This is a genomic window from Dermabacter sp. p3-SID358 (assembly GCF_025147465.1).
In the GTDB taxonomy this organism is placed as follows: domain Bacteria; phylum Actinomycetota; class Actinomycetes; order Actinomycetales; family Dermabacteraceae; genus Dermabacter.
In genome coordinates, this window is the sequence record NZ_JALXOZ010000004.1 from 56,745 (window position 1) to 74,522 (window position 17,778).

Below are 17,778 nucleotides of genomic sequence, written 5' to 3' on the forward strand. Positions count from 1 at the left end.
TCGACAGCGCTTTTCATATCGTGAGATCCCCGTCCAAGATTTGGGCGGGGGTCTCGCGTATCGGCCTATGCTGGAGCACATGCCACAACTTCGTTCACGTACATCAACCCACGGACGCAATATGGCGGGAGCGCGTGCCCTTTGGCGTGCGACCGGCATGGGCTCGAGCGACTTCGGTAAGCCGATCGTCGCCATTGCGAACTCCTACACGCAGTTCGTTCCCGGGCACGTTCACCTCAAGAACGTCGGAGATATGGTCGCGGAATCCATTCGCGAGGCCGGGGGAGTGTCGAAGGAATTCAACACCATTGCGGTCGACGACGGCATCGCCATGGGGCACCAGGGGATGCTCTACTCGCTCCCGAGCCGCGATGTGATCGCCGACAGCATCGAGTACATGGTGAACGCCCACTGCGCCGACGCCCTCGTGTGCATCTCGAACTGCGACAAGATCACGCCCGGGATGCTCATGGCGGCGATGCGGCTCAATATCCCGGTCGTTTTTGTCTCAGGTGGCCCAATGGAGGCCGGTAAGCCAGTCGAAGGCGTCATCGACCACAAGATCGACCTCGTCGACGCCATCAGCTACGCGGTCGATGAGTCGATCACCGACGACCAGCTTGCGCAGATCGAGGACAATGCGTGCCCCACGTGCGGCTCGTGCTCGGGGATGTTCACGGCGAACTCGATGAACTGCTTGACCGAGGCGCTCGGACTTTCGCTGCCCGGCAATGGCACGACGCTCGCGACCCATGCCTTCCGCCGCGAGCTCTTTGTGGAGGCGGGAAAGCGCATCGTCGAACTGTGCCGCCGCTACTACGAAGATGATGACGAGAGCGTTTTGCCTCGCTCAATCGCCACGAAGGCGGCGTTCACAAACGCGATGAGCCTCGACGTGGCGATGGGGGGCTCGACCAACACCGTGCTGCATATCCTCGCCGCGGCGATCGAGGGTGAGGTGGACTTTACTCTCGACGACATCGACCGCATCTCGCGGAACGTCCCGTGCCTCTCGAAGGTTGCCCCGAACGGTTTCGCCCACGTCGAAGACGTTCATCGCGCCGGCGGTATTCCCGCGATTCTCGGCGAGCTCGATCGCGCGGGTCTCCTCGACCACTCCGTGCATGCGATCCACGCCGACTCGCTTAGCGAGTGGCTAGCCGCGTGGGATATCCGCGGAGGGGAGGCCCCCGACGAGGCACTCACCCTCTTTAGCGCCGCGCCCGGCGGGAAACGCACAACCGTGCCGTTTAGCCAGGATATGCGCTGGAAAGAGCTCGATCTCGATCCGGAGAGCGGGGTCATCCGCTCCGTCCCGTTCGCGCACACGAAGGACGGCGGGCTTTGCGTGCTTCGCGGCAACCTTGCAACCGACGGCGCTGTGATCAAGAGCGCGGGGATCGACGAGGAGCTCTTTCATTTCGAGGGGCGCGCCTTTGTTGTGGAGTCCCAGGAGGAGGCAGTCCAGCGGGTGCTCGACAAGTCCGTCAAGGAGGGGGATGTCGTCGTCATTCAATTCGAGGGCCCCCAGGGTGGGCCGGGCATGCAGGAGATGCTCTACCCTACCTCCTACCTCAAGGGACGGGGCCTCGGCAAGGCCTGCGCGCTGATCACCGACGGCCGCTTCTCGGGCGGCACTTCGGGTATCTCGATCGGCCACATCTCCCCGGAGGCAGCAGAAGGCGGCGCGATCGGTCTCGTGGAGACGGGGGACCGCATCGTCATCGACGTGCACAAGCGTGAGCTCACGCTCGATGTTCCAGAAAGCGAGCTCGAACGCCGCCGCGAGGCGCGCGGCCCGCTCCCGTGGCGCCCGAAGAACCGCCGCCGCGAGGTGAGCCAGGCACTCAAGGTCTATGCGCATCACGTGCGCTCGGCTACGTTCGGCGCGACCCGTCGGCCGCTTCCGTAAACGGTGTGCGCAGTGGGGCCGACGGTGTCCGGTAACCGTCGGATCCCAAAATATGGACCTTTCCGTTTCAAGATGAGTGAGCGTGTAGTTTTACTCCCATGCAAAGCATCCTTCTTATCGTTACCGGGCGCGGCTAACGCCCCCGCACGATAAGCCGCGCCCCTCGACTTCCCACAAGGAACGAGGGGCTTTTTCGTCAGTGAATGGTTGGAGGCGTCATGGCTGCAAAAGTCACGGGAGCGCAGTCGCTCATTATGTCGCTCGAGGCGGCGGGAGTGGAGGTCGTGTTTGGCCTCCCCGGCGGCGCTATTTTGCCCACCTACGATCCGCTTCTCGATGCGAAACGTCTTCGGCACATCCTCGTGCGCCACGAGCAGGGCGCGGGGCACGCCGCGAGCGGGTACGCCCATGCGACGGGCAAAGTCGGGGTGTGCATCGCGACTTCGGGACCAGGCGCAACGAACCTGATTACCGCGATCGCGGATGCGCAAATGGATTCGATCCCGATGGTCGTCATCACCGGTCAGGTAGGTTCGAATTTCATCGGCACGGACGCCTTTCAGGAAGCCGACATCGTGGGCATGACGATGCCCGTGACGAAGCACAACATTCTCGTGAAGAGCGCGGATGACATCCCGCTCGCGATCAAGCAGGCGTTCCACATCGCCTCGACGGGGCGGCCCGGCGTCGTACTCGTTGACGTGACGAAGGACGCGCAGCAGTCGGAGACGGAGTTCGAGTGGCCCGAGGAGCTGAACCTTCCCGGCTATCGAGTTCCCGGCCGCCCGAACGCTAAACAGATCCGCGAGGCCGTTGAGCTGCTCGTGCACGCTAAGCGACCCGTGTTTCTCCTTGGCGGTGGTGTGCTTCGCTCGCGTGCAAGCGACGAGGTGCGCGCCCTTGTGGAGGCGGCAAACGCGCCCTTCGTGACGACCCTCATGGCACGCGGTGCCCTGCCCGATTCCCACCCGCAGCATCTCGGTATGCCCGGCATGCACGGTGATGTCGCGGCAGTCGCCTCGCTTCAGCGCAGCGACCTCATCATCGCGCTCGGGGCGCGCTTCGATGACCGCGTGACGGGGCGACTCGATACGTTTGCGCCCGGTGCCAAAGTTGTGCATGCCGATATCGACCCGGCGGAAATCTCAAAGAATCGCGTTGCGGACGTTCCGATCGTGGGCGACGCCGCCGACGTCGCGCGTGCCCTCCATTCAGAGCTGAACGAACGCCTCGCCGAAGACGATCAGCGCGACTACGAGGCCTGGTGGCAGCTCATGCGATCCCTTCGCGAAAACTATCCGCTCGGGTGGACCGCGACGGCCGATGGATACACGGCTCCCCAGCACGTCATTTCGCGCATTAGCGCGATCAGCGGGCCCGAATCGATCTTCGTTGCCGGCGTGGGACAGCACCAGATGTGGTCGAGCCAGTTCATCGATTTCGAAGAGCCGTACTCGTGGATCAACTCTGGTGGCCTTGGCACGATGGGCTACTCGCTCCCCGCGGCGATGGGCGCGAAGGTTGGCCAGCCGGGCAAGGTCGTGTGGTCGATCGACGGCGACGGCTGCTTCCAAATGACGAACCAGGAACTCGCGACGTGCGTGCTCAATGACATCCCCGTTAAGGTCGCGGTGATCAACAACTCCTCGCTCGGCATGGTGCGCCAGTGGCAAAACCTGTTTTACGACCAGCGTTTTTCCAACACTGACCTCAACACTGGGCACGGCACGCGCCGCATTCCCGATTTCGTGAAGCTCGCCGAGGCGTACGGCGCGGTGGGCCTGCGCTGCGAAAGGGACGAGGACATCGACCGAACGATCAACGAGGCGATGGCGATCAACGATCGCCCCGTGGTCGTGGATTTCCAGGTCAGCGCTGACGCCATGGTGTGGCCGATGGTGCCCGCGGGCGTGAGCAATGACGAGATTCAAATCGCGCAGGGCATGACGCCCGAATGGGAGAGGGAGATCTGAGCATGGACTTTTCGCGCGACCCGGAGAAGAACCACACGCTGTCCGTCCTCGTTGAGAATAAGCCGGGCGTACTCACGCGCGTCTCGGCGCTCTTCGCGCGGCGTGGTTACAACATCGCCTCACTCGCCGTGGGACCCACGGAGCACGAGGGAATCTCGCGCATCACGGTCGTGGTTGAGGTTGACCAGATGCCGCTCGAGCAGATTACGAAGCAGCTCAACAAGCTCGTGAACGTCCTCAAGATCGTGCAGCTTGAGCCGCGCCAGTCGGTCGAGCGCGAGCTCGTGCTCGTGAAAGTCAAGGCAAACAATCAAACCCGCACATCCGTTCTCGAGATCGTGCAGATGTTCCGTGCCAAGGTCGTTGATGCGGCCTCCGACTCTGTCACCATCGAGGCGACGGGATCGGCCGACAAGCTCTCGGCGATGCTCTCGATGCTCGAGCAGTTCGGGGTCAAGGAAATCGTCAAGTCGGGTGCTGTGGCGATTGGCCGTGGGCCGCGCTCGATCACGGACCGCGCGCTGCTCGGGTAGAGCGTGGGAAATCCGACGGCGCCTGTTTCACGAAGTTTCTCAATATGAGACACGTATCCACAAAGTAAGACACGAGGCGGCTAAGCTGCCCTTAACCGATTCACACATGAGAACCGAAGGAGTTCACCGTGGCGGAAATGTTTTATGACGACAACGCCGATCTCGCAGTCATCCAGTCGAAGAAAGTTGGGATCGTAGGCTTTGGCTCGCAGGGCCACGCCCACGCACTCAACCTTCGAGACTCGGGTGTCGAGGTTCGCGTCGGTCTCAAGGACGGCTCGAAGTCGCGCGCTAAGGCCGAGGAACAGGGTTTCACCGTCGACACCGTCGCTGAGGTGGCGAAGTGGGCCGACGTCATCATGATCCTCGCCCCCGATCAGTATCAGGCAGATATCTACGAGAACGAGATCGCGGGCAACCTCGAGAGCGGCAACGCGCTGTTCTTCGCTCACGGCTTCAACATTCGCTTCAACTACATCGAGGCTCCTAAGGGAGTCGACGTCGCGCTCGTTGCTCCAAAGGGCCCGGGCCACACGGTGCGGCGCGAATTCGTTGCGGGGCGCGGCGTTCCCTGCATCGTCGCGGTAGAGAACGACGAGTCGGGTGAGGCGTGGCCGCTCGCCCTTTCCTACACGAAAGCGATCGGAGGGCTCCGCGCGGGCGCGATCAAGACGACCTTCACGGAGGAAACCGAGACCGATCTGTTTGGCGAGCAGGCCGTTTTGTGCGGCGGTATGAGCCACCTCGTGCAGGCGGGCTTCGAAACTCTCACCGAGGCCGGCTACCAGCCCGAGATCGCCTACTTCGAGGTGCTCCACGAGCTCAAGCTCATCGTTGACCTCATGATCGAGGGGGGCATCGCGAAGCAGCGCTGGTCGATCTCCGATACCGCCGAGTTCGGCGACTACGTGTCGGGACCGCGCGTCGTCGATGACAAGGTCAAGGCATCGATGAAGGCCGTTCTCGATGACATCCAAAACGGTAGTTTCGCCAAGCGCTTCGTCGACGATCAGAAGGCAGGCGCTTCCGAGTTCAAGCAGCTGCGCGCCCGCGAGCAGGAGCATCCGATCGAGAAGGTTGGCAAGGAGCTTCGCACGATGTTCTCGTGGAGCGCCGAACAGCTCGATTCCGACTACACCGAGGGCACGGCAGAGCGCTGATCCGCTCTTGTGCCCCGTGCCACACCGCTAGCGCCACCTAAGGAGAAACCATGAGCACACTCGACCTCGCCGTCATTCCCGGGGACGGGATCGGGCAGGAAGTTGTTCCCGAGGGCCTCAAGGTTCTTCGGGCGGCACTTGAAGGCACGGGGCGCGACCTCGTCACGACTGAATACAACCTCGGCGCGAGTCGCTGGCACGAGACCGGCGAGACCCTCACGGACGCCGACCTCGACTCGCTGAAACGCCACGACGCCCTCTTGCTAGGCGCCGTCGGACACCCGAGCGTGCCCTCGGGCGTACTCGAGCGCGGACTTCTGCTCAAGCTGCGTTTCGCGTTTGAGCACTACGTGAACCTCCGCCCCACGAGCCTCTTCCCGCACGTGCAATCCCCGCTCGCGAACCCAGGAGAGGTCGACTTCGTCGTTGTGCGCGAGGGGACCGAGGGTGCTTATGTCGGAGCAGGCGGCTCCCTACGCGAGGGCGGTGCGCACGAGGTCGCAACCGAGGTCTCAATCAATACGGCCCACGGCGTTGAGCGCGTCGTGCGCTATGCGTTCGAGCTCGCCAAGAAACGCAGGAAAAAGCTCACTCTCGTGCACAAGCACAACGTGCTCGTGCACGCCGGCCGCCTGTGGAAGCGTATCGTGGACGAGGTAGCCCCCGAATATCCCGATGTTGAGGTCGATTACTCGCATATCGACGCGATGATGATCTATCTCGTGCAGGATCCCTCGCGCTTCGACGTGATTGTGACCGACAATCTCTTTGGCGACATCATTACCGACCTCGCGGGCGCGATCTCGGGCGGCATCGGCCTTTCGGCTTCCGGAAACCTCAATCCCTCGGGCGGGTTCCCCTCGATGTTCGAGCCCGTGCACGGGAGCGCCCCCGATATTGCAGGCAGGGGCATCGCGAATCCCACCGCGACGATTCTTTCCGTCGCGCTCCTTCTCGAGTCGAGTGGTGAGGACTCCGCCGCGCGCAAGATCCGCGAAGCCGTGACCGAGGATCTCGCTCAAAATCCGGGCTCGACCCGGACGTGCGCTGAGGTCGGGGACGCGATCGCGAAGGCTGTGCGAGAAAAGGAGAATGCAGCCTCGTAAACTGGGAGAATCCACGAAAGCATGTGAGAGGAAAGAAAACCCATGGGTGAGTACCGCGCAAGCTCGGCTCCGCGTCGAAACTCGAGCGAAGAGCGCGAGCGGATTCTCAAGGACCCTGGATTCGGTGACAACTTCACCGACTACATGGCCCACCAGCGCTGGACCGAGACCGAAGGGTGGGGCGAGGGAGAGATCCTCCCGTACGGCCCGCTTTCGCTCGAACCCGCCGCGGCGGTTTTCCACTACGCTCAGGAGATTTTTGAAGGTCTCAAGGCTTTCCGCCACGCCGACGGTAGCGTGTGGACCTTCCGGCCCGAGAAGAACGCCGCGCGCATCCAGAATTCGGCGAGGCGCCTCGCCCTCCCCGAGATTTCGACCGAGGATTTTCTCGCCTCGCTTCGCGGGGTCGTGAGCGCCGACGAGCCCTGGGTGCCCGAGGGCGGTGAAACGAGCCTCTACCTACGCCCATTTATGTTTGCCTCGGAAAACTTCCTTGGGGTGCGCGCCTCGCGCACCGTGGACTACTACGTGATTGCTTCGCCCGCGGGCAACTACTTTCCGCGTGGTATTCAGCCGCTCGTTGTGTGGGTCTCGCCGCTCGCGGCCCGTGCTGGGCGAGGCGGTACGGGCTTCGCGAAATGCGGTGGTAACTACGCGAGTTCGCTTCAGGGAAAGTACGAAGCCGCAGAAAAAGGGGCCGACGAGGTCATGTTCCTCGACTCGGAGACCCACACGAACATCGACGAGCTTTCTGGCATGAACATCTTCGTGGTCTATGGCGACGGTCGCATCGTCACCCCGACCCTCACGGGCTCGATCCTCCCGGGTGTGACGCGCGATTCGATCCTCACGCTCGCGGCCGATCGCGGACTTCGACCGAGCGAGGAACCCGTCAACTACGAGGCCCTTACGGCCGATATTGCCGAGGGCCGCGTCACCGAAATGTTCGCGTGCGGCACCGCCGCCGTGATCAACCCGATCGGTGAGCTGCGTGACGAAAAGTCCACGTGGACGATCGGCGATGGCGGAAGCGGCGAGGTGACGATGTCGCTGCGCGAGGAGCTCACGGGCATCCAATATGGCCGCCTCGAGGACCGCCACGGCTGGCTCACGCGGCTCGTCTAGCCCACCCTTTCTTCATTTTCCTGCACCACCCGGAGGCCACGGCAGTGTTTCACCTCTACGACACGACCCTTCGCGACGGCTCTCAACAGGAGGGGCTCACGCTGAGCGTCGAGGACAAGCTCCAGGTTGCGCGGCTCCTTGACGAACTCGGCGTGACCTATATCGAGGGAGGCTGGCCCGGCGCGGTCCCGAAAGACACCGAATTCTTCGCACGTGCACGAGGCGAGCTCGAGCTCACGAACGCCCGACTCGCAGCTTTCGGGGCAACACGTAAGAAGAACAGCTCAGCGGAAGACGATCCTCAGCTTCGTGCACTTGTGGATTCGGGAGCCCCGACGGTCACCCTCGTCGCGAAGTCTGATCTGCGGCACGTCGAGGCGGCACTTCGCACGAGCGCCGAGGAAAACCTCGCAATGGTGCGCGAGAGTGTCGAGTTCTTGCGGGCTCACGATCGCGAGGTGTTCATTGACGCCGAGCACTTCTTCGATGGATACTCTCACGACGCTGACTACGCGGTGAGCGTCCTTTCCGAGGCTCTGCGGGCCGGCGCCGCGGTCGTGATCCTGTGTGACACGAACGGTGGCATGCTCCCGCACCAGGTGAGCGCGATTTACGCGGATGTGCGGGCGCGCCTCGAGGGGGAAGGGCTCGCCCCCAGTCTTCTCGGTGCCCACATGCATAACGACTCGGGATGCGCAATCGCGAACACGATTGCTGCGGTGGAGGCTGGCGCGGTCCACGTGCAGGGCTGCGTCAATGGCTACGGCGAACGCACGGGAAACGCCGACCTCATCCCGGTTCTCGCAAATCTTCAGCTCAAGCTCGGGCGCACCCTCGTGACAGATGAGCAGCTCGGCGACGCCACTCGAATCGCCCACGCCATTGCCGAGATCGCGAATATTCCCGCGCCGGCGCGCGCCCCCTACGTAGGGGCGAGCGCATTCGCGCACAAGGCTGGCCTCCATGCGAGCGCGATCAGGGTCGATCCCGATCTCTATCAGCACATGGATCCCACGGTCGTGGGAAACGACATGCGCATGATTATTTCGGACATGGCCGGCAGGGCCTCGATCGAGCTCAAGGGACGCGAGCTCGGATACGACCTCTCGGGCGAGGATGCGACGCTTGCGCTGCTCGCGGAGACTGTCAAGGGACGCGAGGCCGAGGGATACAGCTACGAGGCTGCGGACGCGTCCTTCGAGATGCTCGTGCTCCACGTCCTCGGGGATCTGCCGACCTATGTTGAGGTTGAGTCGTGGCGCACGTCGTCGCATCAGCTTCGCGATGGCTCGCTCGAATCGGAGGCGACGGTGCGCCTCAGCACAGCACCTGGTCAGCGCAGCGTCACCATCGCTGAGGGCAACGGCCCCGTGAACGCGCTCGATAAAGCGCTGCGCGAAGCGCTCATGGACACCTACCCCGAAATCGCCTCATTCGCCCTCGTGGACTTCAAGGTGCGAATCCTCGATTCTCAGCAGGGGACGGATGCGACGACCCGCGTCCTTGTCACGAGCCAGGCGCCGTTTGGGCGCTTCACGACCGTCGGCGTGGGCCCGAACATCATCGAGGCGTCGTGGGAGGCGCTCTTTGATGCCTACTGGTATGGCCTTCACAAGCTTGGCGTGACGCCCGCGCGGGAGGGCGGAGCACCGCGTTAGAGGAGCGCTTCGAGGTCTTTCAGCTTGTGGACCCTGAATGGATAGCAGCGCCAGCGGTAGGCGGGACCGCATCTCAAGCCCGCAGTGAGAAGGGCGGAAGGGGAGCCGGGAGGCCCGTGGTGGTGGGGTGTGAAGAAGGGTGGAAGCCATGTGCTCTCTCTAGGGGGAGGGGGAACCGTTCTATGCTTATGGCATTTCCACCCCTACTCGCGGGCAGCAAGCCAGCTTCTCGGAGCGTCGCTACGTGCGTAGTAACGGTGTGGGGAGTGCAGCCCACTTCTTCCGAGATATTGCGGTGGGGTGGTATAAGTCCGGTATCGCTATAGCTACTGGAGACGGCGAGGAGGATGCGACCGCGCGTCTCGTTGCCCTGTACCCAATCAGACCGCACGCGAACTTCCCGGAGGTTTCCCGGGTCCCGGGACAATCGCACTTTTAGACGTCTATCGAATGTGTTCTATGTCGGATGACGACAGCGTTGCCACAATCAGATGCCGCTACGGAATCACTGAAGCCGACGAGAACGAGGAGTGCGTGCGACTCTCACGCTGCCACTACCGACCGAGGGTGGCATTTGGCGTCTCGCAAGGGACTTTTTCAGTGTTCTCACATCCTAACTCTTCAGGGGAAGCGATTTTTGGGGGCACTTGTGCGACTCGCTGTGCGTCATCCCGGGGGTCACTTCGGGAGCGTTGGTAATTACTCAAAGGAGAGAAAACATCGTGTCTAAAACAGTTACTAGGCGCACCGCCATTGGTCTATTGGGGGCAAGTTTGCCTCTTGTGTTTTTGCAGCCGGCCCTAGCCGATGATTCGCTGACAGATGAGGAGCTGAAGCTCATCCATCGGGTTATCGAGGAGATTGACCAAGATCTCGCCGCAAAGGGAACCTCGGTTGAAGCGGAACTGCAGAAGATCAGGCCCCCCCGCTCCGGAGCAGACGTCTAGGAATGTGAAACCCTACGAAGTCGCACAGGAAGACATTCTTGGCTCCGCTGTGAATTCTGTAATTGCAGCGTTCACAGCGGGGGGATACATGCTGTCAGCCGAACTGCTGCTTAGGGCGAAGAAGAAGAATTCATCCGCATACCGTCCGCGTCACGGCTCGCGAGCAAAATCCAGCCCAGTAGTCGCCCGCCTAAGGAATTCGAAGGCAGTCAGCGGCTCTAGCATTTTCGCCCTTAACAGTGGCGGAAAGTACGGGGTAGACCTCTACTACTCCATCAAAAGGTTTGATTACAAAAAGAAGTCCCCCACGGACTATAACTTCACAATCCACGATGTCTATGACTTCGACCCGAAAACCAAATATAAAGGCGTTACTAATAAGGTTGTGGCAGTGATGGCGCTCGCGCAGAAGCGTGGGGTGATCAGGCCATACCCAGTGGTGATTAGCGTTTAAAGAGGGATTGATTTAAAATATCGATTCGAAGGAATAGTAATCATCTGATGCTCTGCTGTAGCAGAGCATCAGATGAGATCCATCTTCCCTCTTGGTGACGGGAAGGCACTTCATATCATTTAAATCTTCTAGATTAAATGGGGCGTTCGAGTTGGTGATGACGGTCGTACCAACCCATTCATCTGGTGATTCTTGGAAGTTAGCTGGAGCCCACATCCCAACTTGGTCTGCCTTGGGCAGCTTCATTACGCGTAGATAATCTCCGTCGCCCGTGAACCCTATATCGCTGCTGTAAAGCTCTTCAGTAGTCATAGAGGCGGGGACGTCAATCCCCCAGGCTTCCGACAGTACTTGCGGCGAATCATCGGCATCCAGCCCCAGCTCCGCGCTTAGGTCGTGACCGCAACCTTGAAGGGGCAAGCAGAGAAGAGTGATGGATCCGCAAGCCAGAATCGTTGACCACAGCTTTTTCTTCACCGGCCCCCCTCTGAAACGCGATAGCGCCAGCTCAAACTTTTCCTACCAGAAAACCCCATTCTATGCCTGACGACCGTGTGCGCTACGCATTGGCGATGCGGTAGGCGTGTTCGTATGCGTCGATGATGAGGTTGTCTTTGAGGCGTTGGCCGCGTTTGTGGGCGCGGTGTGCGGTTTTGAGGGCGTGGCGGAAGGCTGTTTCGTCGCGTTGGGGGGTACCTGCTGCGTCGTAGAGGACGCGGATGCCTTGGATGTAAGACGGGGCGTGGCGTTCAAGTTCTTCGACGCTGATACCGTCCAGCTCGTCGGAGAGGGCGCGCATGCGCTGAGCGCGTTCACGGTTGGCTTTGGCTTGAAGGATCAGGTCTGTCCCGGTTTTCGCGGGTGTGGGGGTTTGTCGGGGGCTGTGGTGAGTGCGGCGAGTTGTTCGAGCATCGCTTCGAAGGACCGCCGTGCGTTCTCGGCCGAGCCGGCTTCGAGCCTTTCGCGGCGCGCGCCGTCGCTAAGGATGCTGAGGAGCCTTTCGAGTGCCTCGACCTGGGCCGTCCCGTTGTCGGCGACTATAAAGACGGCGAGGCGTACCTGGAGCGCTGCGGCGTCGTAATCTCCCATTGCACCGAACGCGAGTGGCGTAGTGAGCCTTGCCACCACGAGTGCGTCCTTGAGGGTGTGGGTCGTGTCAGCGTGGGGTATCCCGACGGGCGGTTCGAGCGGGAGGCCGGTGGGGTAGAGCTGCTCGCGCGCGAGTACGGCCTCGACCCACGACGACGTCACGCATCCGTCGGCCTCGAGGTGGCTCGCTACGAACCGGGTGAGCGAGGCGAAGCTCGTGCCCTCATCTTTCGGGACGTCGAGCACGTATAGGCGTGGCCACGTCACGGCCAGGGCGCCTTCACGATGTCCCCGACGTACTCGAGGGTGAGCGCGAGCTCGCCCTCCTCGTCGGTCCGCTCGAGGTCCACGATCGCCTGCATCACGAAGTCGTGATCGCCTTCGGGATCGACGATCGTTTGCGTGACGAGCCAACGCTTCGACTCTTGCTCGAGGCGGAGGTATTGGCGGGCGCGGGCACGATCCTCGATCACGACGTGATCGTGCGCGTCGTAGAAGTCGTCCATGGCTTCGCCCCAACGGTCGGCGTTCCAACCACTTTCGCCGTCGAGGTCGCCGAGCTGCTCTTCGCGCTCGAACGCGAAGTCTTCGACTCGGCGCCACATCGCAGCGCGTACCATTTGCGTAAGAACCTTGGTTTGCGCGCTCAAAGAACGAGGCGAATCGGGGCGGAGCTCGCTTGCCGCGTCTTCATCGTCATCGGGGTTTGTGAGCGCTTCCCACTCATCCAACAGGGACGAATCGACGCCGCGCACGAGCACACCGAGCCATTCGATCACATCCTCGAGTTCTTCGGTTCGCAGCTCGACCGGGAGGGTACGCCGGAGGGCCTGGTAGGCGTCGGAAAGATAGCGCAGCACGATGCCTTCCGAGCGCATGAGCTTGTAACGCGAGACGAACTCGCTGAACGTCGCGCCCGTCTCGTAGAACTCGCGCACGATTTTCTTGGGGGAGAGGTCGTGCACGTTGATCCATGGGCGATTCTTCGCGTAGATCTCGAGGGCTGCCGTGAGTTCTTCCTCGAGGGGCTTCGGCCATGTGACCTCGTCGAGGCGCGCCATGCGTTCGGTGTAGTCGACGCCGTCAGCCTTGAGCTCGGCGAGCAGCGCACTCTTCGCCGCATTTTGCTGGGCGAGGAGAATCTGGAACGGGTCTTCGAGGATCGCTTCGATGATCGAAACCGAGTCCATTGTGAGGCTCGGCGAATCCTCGTCAAGGATGTCGAGGGCCGCGATAGCGAACGCTGCGAGCGGCTGATTCATTTGGAAGTCCCACTGCAGGTCGTCCACGAGTGTGACGGTGCGACCGAGGTGATCGGGCTCGTCGCGCACCGTGATGATCTCCGCTTCCTTGAGGCCGCGAAATAGCTCGAGAGCACGGCGCTTGAGAGCAAATTTCTGGGCGTGCGTTTGGTGGCTTTCGTCGATGAGGTGTCGAGCAGCCTCGAGGGCGCTTCCCGGGCGGGAAATGAGGGCGAGCAGGATTGCGCTCGTCATCGCCATGTGGGGTTTCAGTTCCGACGGTTGCTCTTCACTAAGCTTCCTGAGGTTCTCCTCGGTCCAGTTCACCCGGCCTTCTGGAACGCGCATTTTAGGTTCGCGCTGCTTCTTCTTCTTCGCGTTGTTGGGTTTCGAGCCCGTTTCGGCTCGCTTCGCGAAGCGTTCCCTTTCTTTCTCAAACTCGACGGCCCATTCGGGGGCCTGAACGACGACGTGCCCTACGGTGTCGTACCCCGCGCGCCCGGCGCGACCAGCGATCTGGAGAAACTCCCGTGTGTTGAGCAGGCGTTGGCGGCGTCCGTCGAACTTTGCGAGTCCGGTCATGAGCACGGTGCGGATCGGCACGTTGATGCCAACGCCGAGCGTGTCGGTGCCAGCAATGACCTTGAGAAGGCCCGATTGCGCGAGCCGTTCAACGAGGCGGCGATACTTGGGGAGCATGCCCGCGTGGTGCACGCCGATGCCTTCGCGCACGAGTTTCGAGAGGATCGAGCCGAAACCGCGCGAGAACCGAAAATCGCCTATGAGCTCGCGGATCTTGTCTTTTTCTTCGCGTGTAAGGATCTTTGTGCCGAGAAGGTGCTGCGCTTGCTCGAGGGCGTCTTTTTGCGTGAAGTGGACGATGTAGACGGGCGCGTCGCGATTCTCGAGGATCTCCTTGATCGTCTCGGGAAGGTCGGTTGTTACCCAGCGGAAGTCGAGCGGAACGGGACGCTCGGCGTTCGCGATTGTGCTCACGTTCCGGCCCGTACGCTCTTCGAGATCTTTCTCGAAGAAGGACACGTCGCCGAGGGTAGCGCTCATGAGCACAAACTGGGTCTTTGGAAGCTCGATGAGCGGCACTTGCCACGCCCAGCCTCGCTGCGAGTCGTCGTAGAAGTGGAATTCGTCCATGACGACGAGCCCTATGTCGCTCATCTCGCCGTCACGAAGTGCGTGGTTTGCGAGAATCTCCGCCGTGCACACGATGATGGGTGCTTCGTGGTTGACCGATGAATCGCCCGTCATCATTCCCACGGCCTCGGCACCGAACATGGAGACTATGTCGAAGAACTTCTCGCTCACGAGCGCCTTGATGGGAGCGGTGTAGTACGCCTTTTCCCCTCGCGCCATCGCGGCATAGAGAGCCGCGTAGGCGATTGTCGTTTTTCCCGAGCCCGTGGGAGTCGCGGCGATCACGTGGTCCCCAGCGGCGATCGAGAGGAGTGCTTCCTCTTGGTGGGGATAGAGCGTGCGGCCTACCTCGGCTTGCGCCGCGATGAAGCCCTCAACGATCGCGTCTTCGCTCGAGTCCGTGGGGAGAAAATCGTGAAGAAGTGGCATGGCTCCATTGTGTCAGCCCACTGCAGGCTGCCGGCTATGCGGATTGCGGGGCGGGGTGAGGGATCTCGAGTTCGGCGACGACAGGGAGGTGGTCCGAGGCGTGAGTGCGATGAGTTTTCGCCGAGACCGGCCGGATGTCGCGGCTCGAGAGGATGTAATCGATGCGCCTTGCGGGGACGGGAAGCACGGGGTTCGTGCGGCCGAGAAAGCGCTTCGCGAGAGGGAACCGGTGCTTTGCAGCCCACACGTCGATAAGGTCCTTTGTAAAGACCGAATAGTCGCGCATAACTAAAGGTGCAGCGTTGAGGTCGCCCACGAGGATTGCTGGTTCTTCGTCTTCGAAAGCGACCTCGCGGGCAGCGTGAAATTGTGCGCGGCGCACCCTCGCAGGGCCGAGTGCGAGATGGGTGACCGAGAACGAGAACGGGACGCCATCGGCGTCAATACGCGTGCGTAAAACCGCTCGGCGTTCGATCAGACGATTCTCGGGGAGACGCGCCATGTGCGACGCGAGAATCGGGTAGGTCGAGAGCACGGCGATCCCGTATTGGCGTCGCACGTTTATGCCTACGCGCTCGGCGGAGCGGCGCGACGGATCCAGGTCGATCGTGGGGGCAAACTCCGCGTGCATCTGAAGCCGATCCGCGAGCCACGCCGCCTGATCAACAAAATCCGAACGAGTGCCGAAGAAGCGGTCAACCTCCTGCAGGCCGATGACATCGGCTTCGAGCGCCTCAAGCGCACGCGCCGTGGCCTCGAGGTTGAGGATATTGCGCGAGTTTGCGCCGTGATGGATGTTAAAGGTCGCGACGCGCACGCGGGTTCCGGAAGCTGGCGGGGATTGTGGCGTGTGCGAGAGAAGGGGCATGGCACCATTGTGCCCCGTCCCACCAGAGAAAAACGGCGTTTGCAGCGGGGTGTCCGAAGTTCAGTGCAGGCAGGGGGCGCAGATTCTTGACTCGGCGTGTGGGTGGCTCAAGCGAACAAGGGAGCGAGCGGGTCGAGCACTGCGAGGATTCGTAAGCGAAGCGCATCAGAGCGCTCGGCGAGCGCACGCTGACGTCTCACATACTCCGCCTTGCCCTCCTCAGTCTCGATCGGCACGACCCCGTACCCGTAACCCCGGCAGTCATAGGGGGAGGCCTCCATGTCGAGTATTCTGAGGTCGAGTGCATGCTCAAAGCAGTCAAGGGCAATATCGCTCGGCAGGAGGGGCGCGAGCTTCATCGACCACTTATAGAGATCCATGCCCACGTGGAGGCACGCAGGATCATCACGCATGGGTTGCCTCTCGCGCGTGGGATGCGACGCATTGAGCGGGACCGCCTCGGGCGTGAAGAAGCGGAACGCGTCGATGTGCGAGCACACGAGGCGGTTTGCTTCCACGACGCGGTTAGTTGCCTCGGCGCCGAGGCGCAAGGGGAGCGACTCGTGGCGCTTCTCGCCTGGCCGAAGCCGGTACACCATCGCCCACTCGTGAAGCCCGAAACACGAAAAGTTTCCCGGTTTCTCGGCGAAACTCGAGTTGGTGAGCAGGCGGTGAATCCACATGGCCGCATCGCCGCGCTCACGAACGAAACGCTCGAGATCAGCCGTACGCACCTCGCCCGTTGTGCCGCTCGATGCATCCTTCACGTCGCGATACCAGCGCCGGCAACCGTCGGAGTCCACATCTCCCTGATCCCGAAGGGGTGCATCCGCCGAGACTTCGTACCCCACCTGCCAACCCGGGTGCCATCGCCGCAGCTGTCCCGGGCTAAAGGGATAGTAGGTGTGCAGGAAGTCCTCGATAGGGTGCTTTTCGCCCCGTGCCTTGCGCTCGCGGTGAGGGGCGTTTAAACGATCGGCACGTTCCTCATGAGCAGCGCGCGCACGTTGCACCTCACCGGCTGTCATGACGGTGGTGAGACGTGTGGGAGCGGCGAATGAGCCTGAGTGAAGCGAGAGAGGAGACACCTCTCAAGCCTACGCGCGAGCACCGCGCGGATCGCGAGGGGGCGGAGACACGGATGTGAAGAAAGAGTGAGGGGTGGGCAAGGGCATAGCGCGAGTGCCCGTGAGAGACGAAAGGCCCTACTAGACTGGAGCCATGCGCATCGCACGATTCACCACCGGCTCGAACCCGATGTTCGGTATCGTCCAAGAAAAGGACGGCGTGGACATGGTGTACGGGATCACGGGAGACCCGCTCTACACCCAAATTCAGCCGAATGGCACGATTCTCCCGCTCGAGGATGTTCGCCTCCTCGCCCCGGTTATTCCCCGCTCCAAGGTCGTTGGTGTCGGCAAAAACTATGCCGAACACGCGCGTGAGATGGGAAGCGAGGCCCCCGAGAGCCCGCTGCTTTTCCTCAAGCCGAACACCTCCGTCATCGGCCCGAACGACCCGGTCATCTACCCCTCCTACGCGAAAGAACTGGGCTTCGAGGCCGAGCTCGCGGTGGTCATCAAAACTCTCGCGAAGAACGTTCCCGCCGAGCGCGCTTCCGACGTCATCCTTGGCTACACGTGCGCGAATGACCTCACGGCGCGTGACGCCCAGCGCGAGGAGTCGCAGTGGTTCCGCGCGAAGGCGTTCGACACGTCGTGCCCACTCGGTCCGTGGATCGAGACCGACCTCGATACCGCCAACGCCCGCATTCGCGCGCTCGTGAACGGTGAAGTCAAACAAGACGCGACGAGTGCCGACATGCTCCTCACGATCCCCGAACTCATTGAGGAGATCACGCGCTCGACCACACTTCTTCCCGGTGATGTCATCCTCACCGGAACCCCCGCGGGCGTCGGCCTTCTCGAGGCTGGCGAAACCGTCGAGATCGAGATCGATGGGATCGGCACCCTGACCAACCGCGTCGTGACACCCGAAGACCTCGAGGCCTAACACCATCCCGGGAATCCCCCGCCAACCTCCCAAAGGAGAACAATCACGTGAGCGCTGAGAACATCGATCTCGCGACCCTCCCCACACTCGACAGCACACGCGGCCATGACGAGGTGCG

The 17,778-nt window shown here is 61.9% G+C and carries 16 protein-coding genes; 10 read left to right on the top strand and 6 right to left on the bottom strand.

Annotated features, from left to right (window positions below; all coding sequences use genetic code 11):
* Positions 1-79 precede the first annotated feature (79 nt).
* The 9 genes from ilvD to M3B90_RS03110 all read left to right on the top strand — a co-directional run bounded on the left by ilvD (position 80) and on the right by M3B90_RS03110 (position 10,868).
* A complete protein-coding gene (ilvD, locus tag M3B90_RS03070) occupies positions 80-1,912 on the top strand; it encodes a dihydroxy-acid dehydratase (RefSeq protein WP_259888585.1) in 1,833 nt (610 codons plus the stop codon).
* A 203-nt stretch (positions 1,913-2,115) separates the two neighbouring features.
* Positions 2,116-3,885 carry an acetolactate synthase large subunit gene (locus tag M3B90_RS03075; RefSeq protein ID WP_396122441.1) on the top strand — a complete coding sequence of 590 codons (1,770 nt, stop codon included), beginning with the start codon at positions 2,116-2,118 and terminating at the stop codon, positions 3,883-3,885.
* 2 nt (positions 3,886-3,887) lie between these two features.
* Entirely contained in the window at positions 3,888-4,418 is a 531-nt protein-coding gene (gene ilvN, locus M3B90_RS03080; RefSeq protein ID WP_055088327.1) for an acetolactate synthase small subunit, read from the top strand.
* A gap of 137 nt (positions 4,419-4,555) precedes the next feature.
* Positions 4,556-5,578 carry a ketol-acid reductoisomerase gene (gene ilvC / locus M3B90_RS03085; protein WP_259888651.1) on the top strand — a complete coding sequence of 341 codons (1,023 nt, stop codon included), beginning with the start codon at positions 4,556-4,558 and terminating at the stop codon, positions 5,576-5,578.
* A 50-nt stretch (positions 5,579-5,628) separates the two neighbouring features.
* Positions 5,629-6,684, top strand: coding sequence for a 3-isopropylmalate dehydrogenase (locus tag M3B90_RS03090; protein ID WP_259888587.1), 1,056 nt, complete (start codon positions 5,629-5,631; stop codon positions 6,682-6,684).
* A gap of 42 nt (positions 6,685-6,726) precedes the next feature.
* Positions 6,727-7,809, top strand: a complete 1,083-nt coding sequence (locus M3B90_RS03095; RefSeq protein ID WP_259888588.1) for a branched-chain amino acid aminotransferase — start codon at positions 6,727-6,729, stop codon at positions 7,807-7,809.
* A gap of 44 nt (positions 7,810-7,853) precedes the next feature.
* Positions 7,854-9,467, top strand: a complete 1,614-nt coding sequence (gene cimA / locus M3B90_RS03100) for a citramalate synthase (RefSeq protein WP_259888589.1) — start codon at positions 7,854-7,856, stop codon at positions 9,465-9,467.
* Positions 9,468-10,189: 722 nt separating this feature from the next.
* Positions 10,190-10,414, top strand: coding sequence for a hypothetical protein (locus M3B90_RS03105; RefSeq protein WP_259888590.1), 225 nt, complete (start codon positions 10,190-10,192; stop codon positions 10,412-10,414).
* Between the two features lie 4 nt (positions 10,415-10,418).
* Positions 10,419-10,868 (top strand): hypothetical protein, encoded by a 450-nt coding sequence (locus tag M3B90_RS03110; protein WP_259888591.1) that lies wholly within the window; start codon positions 10,419-10,421, stop codon positions 10,866-10,868.
* Between the two features lie 12 nt (positions 10,869-10,880).
* On the opposite strand, the gene M3B90_RS03115 is transcribed toward M3B90_RS03110, so the two are convergent.
* The 6 genes from M3B90_RS03115 to M3B90_RS03140 form a co-directional block, all read right to left on the bottom strand.
* On the bottom strand, positions 10,881-11,345 hold the full coding sequence (locus tag M3B90_RS03115; protein ID WP_259888592.1) for a hypothetical protein: 465 nt from the start codon (positions 11,343-11,345) through the stop codon (positions 10,881-10,883).
* 82 nt (positions 11,346-11,427) lie between these two features.
* On the bottom strand, positions 11,428-11,667 hold the full coding sequence (locus tag M3B90_RS03120; protein WP_259888593.1) for a hypothetical protein: 240 nt from the start codon (positions 11,665-11,667) through the stop codon (positions 11,428-11,430).
* Positions 11,668-11,705: 38 nt separating this feature from the next.
* Entirely contained in the window at positions 11,706-12,224 is a 519-nt protein-coding gene (locus tag M3B90_RS03125; protein ID WP_259888594.1) for a PTS sugar transporter subunit IIA, read from the bottom strand.
* Positions 12,221-14,779, bottom strand: a complete 2,559-nt coding sequence (locus M3B90_RS03130) for an RNA helicase (RefSeq protein ID WP_259888595.1) — start codon at positions 14,777-14,779, stop codon at positions 12,221-12,223. Before M3B90_RS03130 ends, M3B90_RS03125 begins: the two co-directional genes overlap by 4 nt.
* A 34-nt stretch (positions 14,780-14,813) precedes the next feature.
* Entirely contained in the window at positions 14,814-15,647 is an 834-nt protein-coding gene (locus M3B90_RS03135) for an endonuclease/exonuclease/phosphatase family protein (RefSeq protein WP_259888596.1), read from the bottom strand.
* A gap of 107 nt (positions 15,648-15,754) precedes the next feature.
* On the bottom strand, positions 15,755-16,675 hold the full coding sequence (locus M3B90_RS03140; protein ID WP_259888652.1) for a 3-methyladenine DNA glycosylase: 921 nt from the start codon (positions 16,673-16,675) through the stop codon (positions 15,755-15,757).
* 193 nt (positions 16,676-16,868) lie between these two features.
* Between M3B90_RS03140 and M3B90_RS03145 the strand changes: the two genes are divergently transcribed.
* Positions 16,869-17,660: a fumarylacetoacetate hydrolase family protein gene (locus M3B90_RS03145; RefSeq protein ID WP_259888597.1), complete on the top strand. Its 792-nt coding sequence runs from the start codon at positions 16,869-16,871 to the stop codon at positions 17,658-17,660.
* Positions 17,661-17,778 lie beyond the last annotated feature (118 nt).